The sequence below is a fragment of the Lelliottia sp. WB101 genome, from assembly GCF_003051885.1.
In the GTDB taxonomy this organism is placed as follows: Bacteria; Pseudomonadota; Gammaproteobacteria; order Enterobacterales; family Enterobacteriaceae; genus Enterobacter; species Enterobacter nimipressuralis.
Genome location: NZ_CP028520.1, coordinates 204,999 through 221,844, shown reverse-complemented (window position 1 = coordinate 221,844; position 16,846 = coordinate 204,999). Strand labels below are relative to the sequence as shown.

General features: G+C 55.6%; 16 protein-coding genes and 1 pseudogene. 10 read left to right on the top strand and 7 right to left on the bottom strand.

What is annotated here, in order from left to right; translation table 11 throughout:
* Positions 1-161 precede the first annotated feature (161 nt).
* The 9 genes and pseudogenes from DAI21_RS00990 to folA all read left to right on the top strand — a co-directional run bounded on the left by DAI21_RS00990 (position 162) and on the right by folA (position 8,274).
* On the top strand, positions 162-395 hold the full coding sequence (locus tag DAI21_RS00990; RefSeq protein WP_107702279.1) for a YgdI/YgdR family lipoprotein: 234 nt from the start codon (positions 162-164) through the stop codon (positions 393-395).
* Between the two features lie 119 nt (positions 396-514).
* A complete protein-coding gene (locus DAI21_RS00985) occupies positions 515-2,911 on the top strand; it encodes a DMSO/selenate family reductase complex A subunit (protein ID WP_107702278.1) in 2,397 nt (798 codons plus the stop codon).
* Entirely contained in the window at positions 2,898-3,527 is a 630-nt protein-coding gene (locus DAI21_RS00980; protein WP_107702277.1) for a DMSO/selenate family reductase complex B subunit, read from the top strand. Before DAI21_RS00985 ends, DAI21_RS00980 begins: the two co-directional genes overlap by 14 nt.
* Entirely contained in the window at positions 3,520-4,344 is an 825-nt protein-coding gene (locus DAI21_RS00975) for a DmsC/YnfH family molybdoenzyme membrane anchor subunit (protein WP_107702276.1), read from the top strand. The genes DAI21_RS00980 and DAI21_RS00975 overlap by 8 nt, the downstream gene beginning before the upstream one ends.
* Positions 4,344-4,550, top strand: a pseudogene (locus tag DAI21_RS23450) (indolepyruvate ferredoxin oxidoreductase subunit alpha); the annotation flags it as partial. The gene DAI21_RS00975 and the pseudogene DAI21_RS23450, both read left to right, overlap by 1 nt.
* A gap of 90 nt (positions 4,551-4,640) precedes the next feature.
* Entirely contained in the window at positions 4,641-5,195 is a 555-nt protein-coding gene (locus DAI21_RS00970; RefSeq protein WP_234419509.1) for a 4Fe-4S binding protein, read from the top strand.
* 96 nt (positions 5,196-5,291) lie between these two features.
* Positions 5,292-5,822, top strand: a complete 531-nt coding sequence (kefF, locus tag DAI21_RS00965; protein ID WP_102104574.1) for a glutathione-regulated potassium-efflux system oxidoreductase KefF — start codon at positions 5,292-5,294, stop codon at positions 5,820-5,822.
* Entirely contained in the window at positions 5,815-7,680 is a 1,866-nt protein-coding gene (gene kefC, locus DAI21_RS00960; protein ID WP_102104575.1) for a glutathione-regulated potassium-efflux system protein KefC, read from the top strand. Before kefF ends, kefC begins: the two co-directional genes overlap by 8 nt.
* A 114-nt stretch (positions 7,681-7,794) precedes the next feature.
* A complete protein-coding gene (gene folA, locus DAI21_RS00950; protein WP_100777676.1) occupies positions 7,795-8,274 on the top strand; it encodes a type 3 dihydrofolate reductase in 480 nt (159 codons plus the stop codon).
* A 91-nt stretch (positions 8,275-8,365) separates the two neighbouring features.
* On the opposite strand, the gene apaH is transcribed toward folA, so the two are convergent.
* From apaH to lptD, 6 genes are read right to left on the bottom strand one after another with little or no spacing between them, the layout of a single operon-like run.
* Positions 8,366-9,214 (bottom strand): bis(5'-nucleosyl)-tetraphosphatase (symmetrical) ApaH, encoded by an 849-nt coding sequence (gene apaH, locus DAI21_RS00945; RefSeq protein WP_100777675.1) that lies wholly within the window; start codon positions 9,212-9,214, stop codon positions 8,366-8,368.
* Between the two features lie 4 nt (positions 9,215-9,218).
* The gene (gene apaG, locus DAI21_RS00940; protein ID WP_100777674.1) at positions 9,219-9,596 is read right to left on the bottom strand and encodes a Co2+/Mg2+ efflux protein ApaG; all 378 of its coding nucleotides are present in this window, start codon (positions 9,594-9,596) and stop codon (positions 9,219-9,221) included.
* Positions 9,597-9,599: 3 nt separating this feature from the next.
* Positions 9,600-10,421 (bottom strand): 16S rRNA (adenine(1518)-N(6)/adenine(1519)-N(6))-dimethyltransferase RsmA, encoded by an 822-nt coding sequence (gene rsmA / locus DAI21_RS00935; RefSeq protein WP_107702274.1) that lies wholly within the window; start codon positions 10,419-10,421, stop codon positions 9,600-9,602.
* Complete coding sequence (pdxA, locus tag DAI21_RS00930; RefSeq protein WP_107702273.1) at positions 10,418-11,404, bottom strand: 4-hydroxythreonine-4-phosphate dehydrogenase PdxA; 987 nt, start codon at positions 11,402-11,404, stop codon at positions 10,418-10,420. Before pdxA ends, rsmA begins: the two co-directional genes overlap by 4 nt.
* On the bottom strand, positions 11,404-12,690 hold the full coding sequence (surA, locus tag DAI21_RS00925) for a peptidylprolyl isomerase SurA (protein WP_100777671.1): 1,287 nt from the start codon (positions 12,688-12,690) through the stop codon (positions 11,404-11,406). The genes pdxA and surA overlap by 1 nt, the downstream gene beginning before the upstream one ends.
* A gap of 53 nt (positions 12,691-12,743) precedes the next feature.
* Complete coding sequence (gene lptD, locus DAI21_RS00920; RefSeq protein ID WP_107702272.1) at positions 12,744-15,092, bottom strand: LPS assembly protein LptD; 2,349 nt, start codon at positions 15,090-15,092, stop codon at positions 12,744-12,746.
* 239 nt (positions 15,093-15,331) lie between these two features.
* Here lptD and djlA point away from each other — a divergent pair, with 239 nt between their 5' ends.
* Positions 15,332-16,153 (top strand): co-chaperone DjlA, encoded by an 822-nt coding sequence (djlA, locus tag DAI21_RS00915; protein ID WP_100777669.1) that lies wholly within the window; start codon positions 15,332-15,334, stop codon positions 16,151-16,153.
* Positions 16,154-16,183: 30 nt separating this feature from the next.
* On the opposite strand, the gene rluA is transcribed toward djlA, so the two are convergent.
* The gene (gene rluA, locus DAI21_RS00910; protein WP_102104579.1) at positions 16,184-16,843 is read right to left on the bottom strand and encodes a bifunctional tRNA pseudouridine(32) synthase/23S rRNA pseudouridine(746) synthase RluA; all 660 of its coding nucleotides are present in this window, start codon (positions 16,841-16,843) and stop codon (positions 16,184-16,186) included.
* Positions 16,844-16,846: the final 3 nt, after the last annotated feature.

Genomic DNA, 16,846 nt, shown 5'->3' with positions numbered 1-16,846 from the left:
GTTCGCGCAAGCCTCTGGCGGGTGGCATTTCGCTTACCCGCCTACAACAAACGCCTCTTTGTTCCACTTCAGAGTCTTCTGGTTTTCCATCTCTCTTCAGTCAGTTAGCCTAAAATGGTTAGGTCGATAATTAAATTCAACTGAAAAGCAGGGAGAACACCATGCGAAATAAACTTCTGGCCACCTCAATTTTTGCTGCCGCAGCTCTCTTCACCGTTGCTGGTTGTTCATCTAACCAGGCAGTGAAAACCACGGATGGCAGAACCATCGTCACCGACGGTAAACCACAGGTCGATGACGACACCGGTCTGGTTTCCTATAAAAATGCACAAACTGGTAAAACCGAGCAAATTAACCGCGATCAGGTTAAGAACATGAGTGAATTAGATAACTAATTCTCATTCATTTTTTTTCTTACAGCGGCGCCTCGCCGCTGTACCTAATCCTTGACGAATATCAACCGTAATCCTTAGGAGGTAAGCGAGAATCACGCTCTGAAAAATGGAGAGTGATTATGGAAGAACATCAAAAAGCACCAGATAAGCAAGGTTTAGAAATTTCACGGCGTAACGTCCTCAAATCGGGTTCTTTACTCCTGACCCTTCCTTTTGTATCCCGCACTGCACGTTCCGCTGATGTCGCAGACACGACTGCCGTCGTGCCGGACTCACCGTCGATGGAAAAAGTGGTCGCAACCTGCAGCACCTTCGACTGCGGCGGAAAATGTGATATTCGCGCTCATGTTTCAGAGGGCGTTGTCACACGAATCACCACTCGCCCCGATAATGAACTCGATCCTGATATGCCGATTATGCGCGCCTGCGTGCGTGGTCGTGGATACCGTAAATTCGTCTATCATCCCGATCGTCTCAAATACCCGATGAAGCGCGTGGGCAAGCGCGGAGAAGGGAAGTTCGAGCGCATCTCCTGGGATGAAGCCACGACGATGATTGCGGATAACCTCACGCGGATCACGGCGAAATATGGCCCGGCGTCGCGGTTTATGCATAACAATACCGCCACCAGCGGCGGGGCGTTTTCCGGCGACGGGATGATGAAACGCCTGCTGAATCTGACCGGCGGGTATCTCTCGTACTACCACTCCGTCAGCCTCGGAAATACCGTGGCGGCCACGCCGTACACTTACGGCATCGCGGCTAACGGAAATTCTCTTGATACCCTGAAAGACACCCCGCTGGTGATCCTCTGGGGGCACAACCCGACCGAGACGATTTTTGGTCACACCAACCACTATTTCCAACAGATGAAGCAAAATGGCACCCGCTTCATCGTGGTCGATCCCCGCTATTCTGATACCACGTCGTCGCTGGCGGATGAGTGGATCCCGCTGCTGCCGACGACCGACAATGCGCTGATGGATGCGATGATGTACGTCATCATCAGCGAGGATCTGCACGACAAAAACTTTATCGCCCGTCACACGCTTGGCTTTGACGAGGATTCGATGCCAGAGGGGGTTCCGGCGAATGAGTCGCTGATGGCCTATCTGATGGGGAAAAAAGACGGCGTGGTGAAGACCCCCGAATGGGCCGAGAAAATCACCCACGTTCCCGCGCAGACGATTCGCCAGCTGGCGCGCGATTACGCCACCACCAAACCGGCGGCGCTGATTCAGGGCTGGGGGCCGCAACGACATAACTGCGGTGAACGTACCGCCAGAGGCTCCACGCTGCTAGCCACGCTGACCGGCAATGTCGGCGTGATGGGCGGCTGGGCCGCGGGCTACGGCGGATGTGCCAACCGAAAATTCACCACCGGCACCGAAACGCTGGAGAACCCTGTTAAAGAGAGTATCTCGATCATGAACTGGGTCCAGGCGGCGGAAGATGCCAGTAAAGTCCACCCGGACGATGGCCTGAAAGGGGCCGAGAAACTCAGCAGCAACATCCGCATACTGTTCTCGCTGGCAGGTAACTATCTGGCGAACCAAAACCCGGACGTTAACCAGACGGTGAAAGTGCTTGAGGACGAATCGAAAATCGAGTTTATCGTCGTCAGCGATCTCTACATGAGCCCCAGCGCGAAATATGCCGACCTGCTTTTGCCCGAAACCAGCTTTATGGAGCGCTGGAATATCGGTGAAACCTGGGGTACGGCAAATTATCTGGTGCTATCAGAAAAGCTCATCGATCCGGAGTTTGAGCGCCGGAGCGACTATGAGTGGCAGCGCGAAGTAGCGGCAAAACTTGGCGTGGAAGCGGAGTTCAGTCAGGGAAGGGATGAGAAACAGTGGATCGAGCACATCTGGGAAAACACCCGGCTGTCGATGCCGGATGAACATCTTCCGACCTTTGAACAATTGCAGGTCCAGCGCCGTCATCTGTTTAAGAGCGCCCCATGGGTGGCCTTTGAGGAGAACATCCGCGATCCGGATAACCATCCTTTCCCGACGCCGTCCGGCAAGATCGAAATTTTTTCGAAGCGGTTGTATGACATGCAGCATCCGGAAATTCCAGCGCTTTCCCACTATGTGCCCGCGCACGAAGGGCCGGAAGATCCTTTGGCGAAGCAGTTCCCTTTGCAGCTCATTACCTGGAAAGGCAAAAACCGGGCGAACTCAACTCAGTACGCTAACCCCTGGCTGCAGGAGGTGCAGACACAAAAACTGTGGATTAACCCACGGGATGCTGAGTCGCGCGGGATCGTGCAAGGCGACAAGGTGCGCATTCATAACGCACGCGGCGTGAGCCTGGTAGAGGCGGAAGTGACGCCGCGTATTATCCCTGGCGTCGTCGCCATGCAGGCTGGTGCCTGGTGGCAGCCCGATGCGCAAGGGATCGATCATGGCGGATGTGCCAACGTACTTAGCTCGTCGCGAATTACGGCGCTGGCGAAAGGGAATTCTCATCAAACCATGCTGGTGGAGGTAGCGAAGCATGAGTCAGTTTAAGGACTTTGCGCCCGTGAGCGATAAACAGCTCGGGTTCTTTATCGATTCTTCACGCTGTTCCGGCTGCAAGGCCTGCCAGGTCGCGTGCAAAGATAAAAATAATCTGGACGTGGGGCGTCGTTTTCGTCGGGTTTACGAAGTGACTGGCGGCGGTTTTATGCCTACGGGGCAGGGAGGCATGCAGAATAATGTCTTCGCGTACACGCTCTCTATCTCCTGCAATCATTGCGCAGATCCTGTCTGTACGAAAAATTGCCCAACCACCGCGATGCACAAACGGCCTGGCGACGGCATTGTCAGGGTGAACACGGATAAATGCGTGGGCTGCGGATACTGCGCATGGTCCTGTCCTTACGGCGCGCCGCAGCTGAATGAGCAGACCGGACAAATGTCGAAGTGCGATTTTTGTGTGGATCTGCAGGCACAGGGCGAGCAGCCGATCTGCGTTGCAACCTGCCCGCTGGGGGCAATTCAATTCGGCCCGATTGAGGAATTACGCAAAAAATATGGCGACCTTTGCGATGTGAAGGGGTTGCCTGATTCGGCGATCACGCAGCCAAACCTGGTGATCAAAGCGCATCAGGGTGCGGAGAAAAAGGAGAAGCCTCATGCATGAGTGGCCGCTATTAATGTTTACCCTGCTGCTGCAGGGGGCCGTCGGGCTGACGCTGTTTGTGAGCTTAAACCTGTTCGCTGGCACAACGCAGAGCTATTCCGCACGAATGCCAACGGAACGCACACGTATGCCGGTCTTTATCGTCTGCGTAATGGCCGGACTTGGCCTGCTGGCATCGGTATTCCATCTGGGGTATCCGCTCAACGCCTTCAATGCGCTGCGCCATTTCAGCAGTTCGTGGCTAAGCCGGGAAATCGTATTTGCCAGCCTGTTCCTGGCCGTCGCCGGGTTGGGTTTTTTGGCCTCGCTGATGAACGGGGCGCTGTGGAAAGTGCTGATGCCGTTGGCGCTGCTGGTAGGGCTGGTTGATGTGTTTTGCATGAGCCAAATCTACATGCATACCTCGGTGATCACCTGGATGCATGCCAACACCCTGGTCATGTTTTATGGCTCGGTCGTCATTGTCGGTGCGGTGGTGGCGAGTGCGGTGCTGCCTTTAGGTAATAGCTCACTGACACGCTGGATGATGGGGCTGGTCGTGGCCGCCGTTCTCGTTCGATTACTGGCGCAAATGCCTTACCTGTCGTGGCTGGCCGGAGCCGGACTGACTGACGCGCTGACGTTCCCGCATCAGCCGCTGGAGGCGTTTCAGGCAACCGCACAGCTGCGTTTATGGGGCTGGAGCCTTTCTGTCGTCGGCATGCTGGCCTTTGCATATGGCGCACTTGGCCGGCGCCAGGTGTGGCTGTATGTAGGGGGCGTGTTACTGCTGGTAGCAGAAGTCCTGCTGCGCTTTGCGTTCTTTAGCATTCACTGATGTTTCGTTTTGCTTTCGCTGACTCCCCCCCGCCTCCTGCGGTGGGCGAGTCATGTTTACGCCGCTCGCTTCGACGTGCAACCTGCCGTGCCTGCGTTGACACCTGTCCCGCAGGTGCGCTGAGTATCACCGGAGAGAGCGCGGCGCTGAACCAAGATCTTTGCCTGGGCTGTGGGCGTTGTCTGTTCGTCTGCCCCGTGGAGGCCATTGCGCACCTGGAGCCGCCCCGAAGACACCTCAGCGCGCAACGCTTAATCGCACCTTTCACATCCATTGCACCGGAAATCAATGAACTGTTGCTGTGGCATGTCCAGCATCACATTCGTGGCGTTGAAATCGATCTGGATGAACATCCTCACTGGGGCGTTGCTATCGCGGCGCTCAATTTAAAACTGCGCAAGCTGGATGAGCCCGCCTGGCAAATTTATCCGCCTCAGCTCGCGTCCCTCAATCATGGACGCCGCCGTTTGTCTGGTCTGGAGAAGGGCGTTTCGGTCGCGGTGGAGCCGCTGTCAAAGGCATTTCCGCAGTATCATCAGTTTTCGCTGCACCTCGACACTGAAACGTGTGTGGCCTGCGCGGCGTGCAGCCGGGTCTGTTCCCCAAAAGCCGTCGTGCTCAAGGCGGGTTCCTTTACCCTCGATGCCCGGCAGTGTCACGGCTGTAAAGCGTGCGAGGCGGTCTGTCCAGTCGATGCCATTTCCATAGCGCCTGCGACGGGGAGAGCGGATCCTGTCGTTCACGCTCTGTTTGAGACGTCATGCCCGGCGTGCTCCCGCCCATTTTATGCCTGGCACCCGCAGGCGTCGCTGTGTCCGATTTGCCGCAAGCATCATCACAGAATGCGGTGACGCCCCTGTCATATTAACCGGGCTTATGTATCTCGTTTTTGTTTTACCGCCAATGGGATATGCTTGATCAGATGTTCCTCTCGTTAAGAGCTCCGAATGATTCTGATAATTTATGCGCATCCTTATCCGCAGCACTCGCACGCGAATAAACGGATGCTTGAACAAGCCAGGGAAATCGACGGCGTTGAGATACGCTCCCTCTATCAACTCTACCCCGACTTCAACATCGATATCGCCGCCGAACAGGAGGCCATCTCCCGCGCGGATCTTATCGTCTGGCAGCATCCCATGCAGTGGTACAGCACGCCGCCGCTGCTCAAACTGTGGATCGACAAAGTCTTCTCCCACGGCTGGGCGTACGGGCACAACGGCCATGCGCTAAAAGGTAAAAGCCTGATGTGGGCCGTTACCACTGGCGGCGGTGAAAGCCATTTCGAGATCGGCCAACATCCAGGGTTTGAGGTGCTGTCTCAGCCGCTGCAGGCGACGGCAATCTACTGCGGATTGCAGTGGCTGCCGCCTTTCGCCATGCACTGCACCTTTGTCTGTGACGACGAAACATTACAGGCGCAAGCGCGTCACTATAAACAACGTTTACTCGACTGGCAGGAGCACCACCATGGATAGCCACACGCTAATACAGGCGCTGATCTACCTGGGGGCCGCTGCGCTGATTGTACCGGTTGCCGTGCGTCTGGGGCTGGGATCGGTTCTCGGCTATTTGATTGCCGGTTGCGCCATCGGCCCGTGGGGGCTGGGGCTGGTTACGGACGCTGAGTCCATTTTGCACTTCGCTGAGATCGGCGTAGTGCTGATGCTGTTTGTCATTGGTCTGGAACTTGATCCGCAGCGTCTGTGGAAACTGCGCGCCTCGGTATTTGGCGGCGGCGCACTGCAGATGGTCGCCTGCGGCGCACTATTGGGCGGCTTCTGTATGCTGCTCGGGATGGACTGGAAGGTGGCCGAGCTTATCGGCATGACGCTCGCGCTCTCCTCGACGGCGATTGCCATGCAGGCGATGAATGAGCGCAACCTGACGGTTTCCCAGATGGGGCGCAGCACGTTTTCCGTTTTACTGTTCCAGGATATTGCCGCCATTCCGCTGGTGGCGATGATCCCACTGCTGGCGGCGAGCGGCTCGTCCACCACGCTGGGGGCTTTTGCCCTGTCGGCGCTAAAGGTGGCTGGCGCGCTGGCGCTGGTGATTTTGTTAGGGCGCTACGTGACCCGTCCGCTGCTGCGCTTTGTGGCTCGATCCGGCCTGCGCGAAGTGTTCAGCGCCGTGGCGCTGTTTCTGGTCTTCGGCTTTGGTTTGCTGCTCGAGGAGGCTGGTCTGTCGATGGCGATGGGCGCTTTCCTGGCGGGTGTGCTGCTGGCCAGCTCCGAATACCGACATGCGCTTGAAAGCGATATCGAACCCTTCAAGGGCCTGCTGCTGGGGCTGTTTTTCATCGGCGTCGGGATGTCTATCGACTTTGGGACGCTGGTGACGCACCCGCTGCGCATTCTCATTCTGCTGGCCGGTTTCCTGGTGATCAAAATGGGGATGTTGTGGCTGATCGCCCGTCCGCTGAATGTGCCGAATAAACAGCGCCGCTGGTTTGCCGTGCTGCTGGGGCAGGGGAGCGAGTTCGCCTTCGTGGTGTTTGGCGCGGCGCAGATGGCGAACGTGCTGGACACGGAGTGGGCGAAAGCGCTGACGCTGGCGGTGGCGCTGTCGATGGCCGCCACGCCGATTCTGCTGGTGCTCCTGACGCGTCTTGAACAATCAGGCAGCGGGCAGGATCGCGAAGCCGATGAGATTGACGAAGAGCAGCCGCGGGTGATTATCGCCGGGTTTGGCCGCTTCGGGCAGATCGCTGGCCGTTTGCTGCTCTCCAGTGGCGTGAAAATGGTCATTCTGGATCACGATCCCGACCATATCGAAACCCTGCGTAAATTCGGTATGAAGGTCTTCTACGGCGATGCGACGCGCGTCGATCTGCTGGAGTCCGCCGGAGCGGCGAAAGCCGAAGTGCTGATCAATGCGATTGACGATCCGCAGGCCAGCCTGCAGTTAGCTGAACTGGCCATGGAGCATTTCCCGAACCTGAAAATCATCTCCCGGGCGCGCGACGTGGACCATTACATCAAGCTGCGTCAGGCAGGGGTGGACGCGCCAGAGCGTGAAACATTCGAAGGGGCGCTGAAATCCGGGCGTATGGCGCTGGAAGGTTTGGGGCTTGGCGCCTATGAGGCGCGTGAGCGTGCCGATCTGTTCCGTCGTTTTAACACCGATATGGTCGAAGAGATGGTTGAGATGGCCGATGATGATTCGACGTCCCGCGCCGCCGCGGTGAAACGCACCAGCGCGATGCTGACCGAGATCATCAACGAAGACCGTAATCATCTGTCGTTGACCCAGCGTCACGGTTGGCAAGGCACGGAAGAGGGTAAACATACTGGCGATCCGAAGGATGAGCCAGAGAGTAAACCTGTCGCGTGAAGAGGAGTTGCCAGCAATATTGAAATATTTCCCGTTCTTTACTCTGCCGCCAGTCGACGAAAGATTAAGCTTTCCGTATAGTGGCGGCAATTTTTTGCATCCGGGAAATTTTCAATGATCAGTCTGATTGCAGCGCTGGCGGTAGACCGCGTTATCGGTATGGAAAACGCCATGCCGTGGAACCTGCCTGCCGATCTGGCATGGTTTAAACGCACCACGCTAAACAAGCCGGTAGTGATGGGCCGCCTGACCTGGGAGTCAATCGGTCGCCCGCTACCGGGTCGTAAAAACATCGTTATCAGTAGCCAGCCGGGCACGGACGATCGCGTTGAATGGGTAAAATCCGTCGACGACGCGATTGCCGCCTGTGGCGACGCGGAAGAGATTATGGTGATTGGTGGGGGACGTGTTTACGAGCAGTTCCTGCCAAAAGCACAGAAGCTCTATCTGACTCACATTGACGCAGAAGTGGAAGGGGATACGCATTTCCCTGACTACGATCCTGACGAGTGGGAATCTGTCTTCAGCGAATTCCACGACGCTGATGCGCAGAACTCGCACAGCTACTGCTTCGAAGTTTTAGAACGTCGTTAAGTCTTATTCCCCGGCGGCGCTTCGCTGACCGGGGTTTTACGACCTGAACATAAGCCGGATAAGGCAAAGCCGCCACTATCCGGCATTAATATCAGGAGGCAACCGCCTCGCCATCCCCTAACTCCAGATGCCGGTTCGACGGCTGCACAAAATAGTGCTTATCTTCCCAGCGCAGGCAGGTTAAATCTCCGCCCCAGCAGCATCCCGTATCCAGCCCGTAAATGTTCTCCGGCGTGCCTTTGCCTTCCAGCGATGCCCAGTGGCCAAACACAACGCTGTACTCATCCGTCACCGGGCCAGGAATGGCAAACCAGGGTTTTAGCGGCGCAGGGGCGTTTTCCGGCGTGTCTTTGCAGTACATATCCAGCTGACCGTTCGGGAAGCAGTAGCGCATGCGGGTAAAGGCATTGGTCACGAAGCGCAGACGCGCCAGACCGCTTAGCTCCGGGCTCCAGTTGTTCGGCATATCGCCATACATCGCGTCGAGGAAGAACGGATAGGAGTCGCTTGCCAGCACCGCTTCGACGTCGCGCGCGCACTCTTTGGCGGTCTGCAGATCCCACTGCGGGGTGATCCCGGCATGGGCCATAACCAGCTTTTTCTCTTCGTCGACCTGCAGCAAAGGCTGACGACGCAGCCAGTTGAGCAGCTCGTCGGCATCGGGTGCTTCAAGCAGCGGCGTGATGCGGTCTTTAGGCTTGTTGCGGCTGATTCCGGCAAACACCGCCAGCAGATGCAGATCGTGATTGCCCAGCACCACACGCACGCTGTCGCCCAGCGATTTGACGAAGCGTAAGACATCCAGCGACCCAGGGCCGCGCGCCACTAAATCGCCCGTCAACCAGAGGGTGTCTTGTCCAGGCGTAAAATCGACCTGTTTTAGCAATGCGATCAGTTCATCGTAGCAACCGTGAACGTCGCCAATGAGATATGTAGACATTTTTTTAGTGAATGAATGTAGGAACGGCGAGACGGAAAACAGGCACGGCAATACGGAAGGTATTGCCGTCTGGATCGACCATTTCATAATGGCCTTGCATGGTGCCCATCGGTGTCTCTATGACGGCACCGCTGGTGTACTGATACTCTTCGCCAGGGGCGATGTGAGGTTGTTCTCCCACCACACCTTCGCCCTGGACTTCAATTTCACGGCCATTGCCGTTGGTGATAAGCCAGTAGCGCCCGAGCAGTTGCACAGGCATCCGCCCCAGATTGCGAATGGTTACGGTGTAAGCAAAAACAAAACGCTCGTCGTCCGGTGTGGACTGAGACTCGACGTAAACGCTTTGCACCTGAACACATACGCGGGGCGAATCAATCATGGCTTAGCTCTCCTTTGGCGGTGCGTTGTCGCTGATGTAATTAGCCAACTTACAGTACTGCTCAACGGAAATATTTTCCGCACGCATTGCCGGATCGATACCTAATTCGGTCAACACCTCAACGGTAAACGAGTTACCCAGGCTGTTACGAATCGTTTTACGGCGCTGGTTAAAGGCCTCCGTGGTGATGCGGCTCAGTACGCGCAGCTCTTTGACCGGGTACGGCATCACGGCATGGGGGACCAGACGCACTACCGCAGATTCCACTTTTGGCGCCGGGGTAAAGGCGGTCGGTGGTACTTCGAGTACCGGGATAATCTGGCAATAGTATTGCGCCATTACGCTCAATCGACCATACGCTTTACTGTTCGGCCCTGCAACCAGTCGGTTGACGACCTCTTTTTGCAGCATGAAGTGCATGTCTGCAATGGCATCAGTATAGCTAAACAGATGGAACATCAGCGGCGTAGAGATGTTATACGGCAGGTTGCCGAACACGCGCAGCGGCTGGCCCAGCTTCTCGGACAGCTCGGCGAAGTTCATGGTCATGGCGTCCTGCTGGTAAATCGTCAGCTTAGGACCGAGGAACGGATGCGTTTGCAGACGGGCCGCCAGATCGCGGTCCACCTCGATAACCGTCATTTCGTCGAGGCGTTCACCCACCGGCTCGGTCAGCGCGGCAAGGCCCGGACCGATTTCGACCATCGCCTGGCCTTTTTGTGGATTAATGGCGGAAACGATGCTTTCGATAACGAATTGATCGTTAAGGAAGTTTTGCCCGAAGCGTTTGCGGGCTAAGTGGCCCTGATGGACTCTAGTATTCATTGAGTATTAACAATCATTTTGATGGCGAGATTAAGCGCCGTAATAAAACTGCCGACATCCGCTTGGCCTTTTCCTGCCAGATCCAGCGCAGTACCGTGGTCAACGGACGTTCGAATAAAGGGTAAACCGAGCGTGATGTTCACGGCGCGGCCAAATCCCTGGTATTTTAGCACGGGCAGGCCCTGATCGTGGTACATCGCGAGCACAGCATCTGCACTATCAAGATATTTAGCCTGGAAAAGGGTATCAGCCGGCAGCGGCCCGCTGAGATTCATCCCTTTGGCGCGCATCTCTTCGAGCACCGGGATGATGGTTTCGATCTCTTCCGTGCCCATATGCCCGCCTTCACCCGCGTGGGGATTCAGCCCACAGACCAGAATATGCGGCGCTTTGATACCGAATTTGGTTTGCAGATCGTGATGCAATATGGTGATGATGTCGCGCAGAAGATCAGGGGTGATCGCCTCTGCAATGGCTTTCAGCGGCAAATGGGTCGTCACCAGCGCGACGCGCAGTTCCTCCGTCGCCAGCATCATGACCACGTTGTCGCTGTGGGAGCGCGCTTCAAAGAACTCCGTGTGGCCGGTAAAGGGCACACCCGCATCGTTAATCACGCCCTTATGTACCGGACCGGTAATCAGCGCGGCAAATTCACCGCTCAGGCAACCATCACAGGCGCGTGCCAGCGTATCGACAACGTAGTGCCCGTTTTCGGTATTGAGTAGGCCTGGCTGCGCAGGGGCACGAAGATCAATAGGGAGAAGCGTTAAAGTACCCGCCTGCTGTGGAACAGGCGTTTGGCTGGCGTCGTAAGGCAGGAGCGTTAAAGGCAGACCGAGCCATTCAGCCCGGTCTTTTAACAGTGTTGCATCAGCACAGACGACCAGTTCCACCGGCCAGCTCTGTTGTGCAAGCTGGACGACGAGGTCAGGACCAATCCCGGCGGGTTCGCCGGGAGTGATAACAACACGATGTTGTTTCATTAGTTGCTCAGTATTTTCACGTAAGCGCTGGCGCGTTGTTCCTGCATCCAGGTCGCCGCTTCTTCAGAGAATTTACGGTTGAACAGCATACGGTAGGCTCTGTCTTTCTGGGCCGCGTCGGTTTTATCCACGTTGCGGGTATCCATCAGTTCGATTAAGTGCCAGCCGAAGGAGGAGTGAACCGGGGCGCTCATCTGGCCTTTGTTCAGCTTCATCAGCGCATCGCGGAAGGCAGGATCGTAAATATCCGCAGCCGCCCAGCCCAGATCGCCGCCCTGATTCGCAGAGCCGGGATCCTGAGAGAACTCTTTCGCCGCATTGGCGAAGGAGGTTTTACCGCTCTTAATATCGGCAGCAATCTGCTCCAGTTTCACGCGCGCCTGGTCGTCGGTCATAATCGGTGACGGCTTAAGCAGGATGTGGCGAGCATGCACTTCCGTGACGGAAATACTCTGGCTCTGACCGCGCATATCGTTCACTTTCAGAATGTGGAAGCCGACACCGGAACGGATAGGTCCGATGACATCGCCTTTCTTCGCGGTGCTCAGCGCCTGCGCAAAGATAGACGGCAGCTCCTGAATACGACCCCAGCCCATCTGGCCGCCTTTCAGCGCCTGCTGGTCAGCGGAGTAGCTGATCGCCAGTTTGCCGAAGTCACCACCGTTACGCGCTTGATCCACGATAGAACGTGCCTGGCTTTCCGCTTCAGCAGCCTGATCGGAAGTCGGGTTTTCCGGCAGTGGAATCAGGATGTGGCTCAGGTTCAGCTCGGTGCTGGCATCGTTTTGGTTGCCCACCTGCTTCGCCAGCTGATCCACTTCCTGCGGCAGGATCGATACGCGGCGACGCACTTCGTTGTTGCGCACTTCAGAGATCAGCATTTCTTTGCGGATCTGGTTGCGGTAGGTCGCATAGCTGATCCCATCGTAGGCCAGACGGCTGCGCATCTGATCGAGGGTCATGTTGTTTTGCTTAGAAATGTTGGCGATCGCTTCATCGAGCTGCTGATCGGTCACCTTCACACCCATTTTCTGACCCATCTGCAGCACGATCTGATCCATGATCAAACGCTCGAGGATCTGATGACGCAGCGTCGCGTCATCTGGAAGTTGCTGACCTGCTTCACCCGAATTGAGCTTCACAGATTGCATTAAGCCATTTACGTCGCTTTCAAGTACTACACCGTTGTTCACCACGGCGGCGACTTTATCAACAACCTGTGGCGCGGCAAAGCTGGTGTTCGCAACCATAGCGATACCGAGCAGCAGCGTTTTCCAGTTCTTCATACTTTTTCCATTTCAATTAACCGCAAAGCGGATGGCGTTGTAAATCAAGCACATTACAAGGAACTACGATATGGCAGAATGTTCGAGCGCAGCATCTGCTGCGTGCCCAGGCCGTAGTTGGAACTCAGGCCGCGCAATTCGACATTGAAGCCAATGACGTTATCGTATTTGCTCTGATTATTGTCGGTATCCCAGCCGTTAAGTTTGCGCTCGTAGCCTACGCGAAGCGCATAACAGCAGGAGTTGTATTGCAAGCCAACCATCTGATCCGCAGGCTTGCTGGTGTTCGTGTCAAAGTAGTAGGCGCCCACAATGGACCAGCGATCGGCGATCGGCCAACTTGCGGCACCACCCACCTGCGAAATACCATCTTTATACTGCTCAGTGTTGGCGTAGTTTGGCAGCGTCGCCTGAATATATTCCGGGCTGGCGTAACGGTAAGTCAACTGCACCATCCGGTCTTCATCACGACGATACTCAACGCTTGCGCTGCTGGTAGCGACGTTATCCAGACGTGTATCGTACTGCACGCCACCGCGCAGACCCCAACGATCGGTCATGCGCCAGTATGTATCTCCGGCCCATACCAGGGCACCCGTTTTATTGTCTTTCTCCCAGTTAATGTCGTCATCACCGGTACGAGCTTCAGTGAAGTAGTAGATTTGACCAACAGAAACGTTAAAACGTTCAACCGCAGCGTCATCATATACGCGAGTCGTGACGCCGGTCGTCACCTGGTTCGCGGAAGCAATACGGTCAAGTCCACCATAGGTACGATCGCGGAACAGACCGCTGTAATCGGACTGGAGGAAAGAGGAGTCGTAGTTCTGGATTTTGCTCTGATCGCGATACGGCACATACAGGTACTGCATGCGCGGTTCCAGCGTTTGGGTATAGCCGTTCGCCAGGTTCATATCACGTTCGAAAATCAGCTTACCGTCCATTTTGAACTGTGGCAGCACACGGTTAACGGACTCTTCGAGATCGGTGTTGTAGCGATTGTTGTACCAGTCCAGATTCTTCTGCTGATAGTGGGTAGCCATCATCTTGGCTTCGGTATTCAGGCTTGCCCAGTCGTTTGAGAGCGGGAGATTAATAGTCGGCTCAAGGTGAACACGGGTCGCTTCTGGCATATCGGAACTGGTATTCACGAAGTGTACGGCCTGAGCATAAACGCGGGTATCAAATGGACCGACGTCATTCTGCGTCCAGTTCACGTCCAGCTGTGGCTCAGCACCGTAGGTACTACGCGTCTGGCTGCTGAAAACCTGAAACTGCTTGGTTGAAACCGTGGCGTTGAAGTTCTCAATCGCGTAACCAACGCTGAATTTCTGCGTTGCGTAGCCATCGGTACTTGAGCCGTACTTGGATTCAAAATCGTTAAAGTAATAAGGATCGCTGACTTTGGTGTAGTCGACGTTGAAACGCCAAACCTGATCCATCACACCCGAGTGCTGCCAGTAGTATAACCAGCGGTGACGATCGCCCTCTGTCGGGTGCTCATCGCTAAACACTTTATCCGATGGCAGGTAATCCAGCTCCATCAGACCTGTACCCGCTTTGGTCAGGTAACGGAACTCGTTTTCCCACATGATATTGCCGCGCTTATGGATATAGTGCGGCGTAATCGTGGCGTCCATGTTCGGCGCGATGTTCCAGTAGTACGGCAGGTAGAACTCAAAATAGTTCGTTGTGCTGTACTTGGCGTTCGGGATCAGGAAACCTGAACGACGCTTATCGCCGACCGGCAACTGCAAGTAGGGGCTATAAAACACCGGCACTGGGCCAAGTTTAAAGCGCGCATTCCAGATTTCCGCCACTTGCTCTTCGCGGTCGTGGATCACTTCGCTACCGACGACGCTCCAGGTGTCAGAACCCGGCAGACAAGAGGTAAAGGAGCCATTCTCCAGAATGGTGTAGCGGTTTTCACCGCGCTGTTTCATCAGGTCTGCTTTACCGCGTCCCTGGCGACCCACCATCTGGTAATCACCTTCCCAGACGTTGGTATCTTTGGTATTCAGGTTTGCCCAGCCTTTCGGACCTTTCAGGATGACCTGATTGTCGTCATAGTGCACATTGCCAAGAGCATCGACTGTGCGAACCGGCTCTGCCGCGCCCTCAGGCAGCTTTTGATGCAGCTGGACTTCGTCCGCCCGCAGACGGCTGTTGCCCTGATTAATATCGACATTGCCCGTAAATGTCGCGTTATCCGGATAATTGCCACCGGCATGGTCGGCATTAATCGTGACGGGCAAGCTATTGGTATCACCCTGCACCAATGGGCGATCATAGCTTGGGATGCCAAGCTTACACTGTGAGGCGAGATCGGCAGCCATGCCCTGTTGACTGTACAGAGCGGCGGCGATCATGGTGGCCAGGAGGGTGGGGATACGTTTTTTCATACGTTATATTTAGTGTTCCGTCATCAGTGGCTACGGCTTACAAACGCTCAGAGACTATCTTACTCATCTGCGCAGTGCCAGCGTTAATCCTGCCCGTTTACGAGTCAGAGTGTTAGGCTCGCTATCGAATGACGAGTATGATAATGCAAATTATAGGCGATGTCCCTCAATTGACCGTGGCTCGACCACTGAGATGATGGAGTTGCGTCGAATCAGGACTATGACCATACGGGGAGTCTATGCAGTATTGGGGTAAAATTATTGGCGTCGCATTCGCTTTGTTGATGGGCGCAGGGTTTTGGGGCATCGTTTTGGGCCTGATTATCGGGCATATGTTCGATAAGGCGCGCAGTCGTAAAATGGCCTGGTTTGCCAACCAGCGCGAGCGTCAGGCGCTCTTTTTTGCGACCACCTTTGAGGTAATGGGGCATTTAACCAAATCGAAGGGACGCGTTACCGAGGCAGACATTCAAATTGCCAGCGTATTTATGGATCGCATGAGCCTGCACGGCGAGTCCCGCGTGGCGGCACAAAATGCGTTTCGCATCGGTAAGGCGGATAACTATCCGCTGCGCGAGAAAATGCGTCAGTTCCGCAGCATCTGTTTCGGACGCTTTGATTTAATTCGGATGTTTCTGGAAATCCAGATTCAGGCGGCGTTTGCGGATGGTTCACTGCACCCTAACGAACGCGACGTGTTGTATGTGATTGCCGAAGAGTTGGGTATCTCCCGCATGCAGTTCGACCAGTTCCTGCGCATGATGCAGGGCGGCGCGCAATTTGGTGGCGGCTATCAACACCAGCAGCAGTCTGCTGGCGGTGGCTGGCAGCAGGCACAGCGTGGGCCGACGCTGGAAGATGCGTGTAACGTACTGGGTGTGAAAGCGACCGACGATGCGACCACCATTAAACGCGCCTATCGCAAGCTGATGAGCGAACATCATCCGGATAAACTGGTGGCGAAAGGGTTACCGCCAGAGATGATGGAAATGGCGAAGCAGAAAGCGCAGGAAATTCAGAAAGCGTACGAGCTCATTAAAGAGCAGAAGGGCTTTAAATAAACGTAAGCCCGGCACCCGCCGGGCACTACGTTAAAAATCGGCAGGGGCTTTAAACGTCATCAGATTGCCGAATTCCGGATGCGTTATCGTCAGCATCTGAGCGTGTAATTGCAGACGCGGCGCCATTGCGAGCGCTTCCGGGGTGGCGTAAAAACGGTCCCCCAGAATCGGATGGCCCAGCGCCAGCATATGCACGCGCAGCTGATGCGAACGGCCGGTAATCGGTTTGAGCAGAATACGCGCGGTGTTATCCGCAGCGTAATCCAGCACCTCATACTCGGTCTGCGCCGCCTTGCCGGTTTCAAAACAGACTTTTTGCTTAGGCCGGTTCGGCCAGTCGCAAATCAGCGGTAAATCCACCAGACCTTCCGCCTTTTCCGGGTGTCCCCAGATGCGCGCGACATACTGTTTCTTCGGTTCACGATCGCGGAACTGGCGCTTTAACTCGCGCTCAGCCGCTTTCGTCAGAGCCACCACAATCACACCGCTGGTCGCCATATCAAGGCGATGCACGGATTCTGCCTGCGGATAATCGCGCTGTACGCGCGTCATCACGCTGTCTTTGTGCTCCTCCAGACGTCCCGGCACGGACAACAGGCCGCTGGGCTTGTTGACCACCATAATGTGGTCATCCTGATACAGAATGACCAGCCATGGGTCCATCGGCGGATTGTAGGTCTCCATGATCATGTC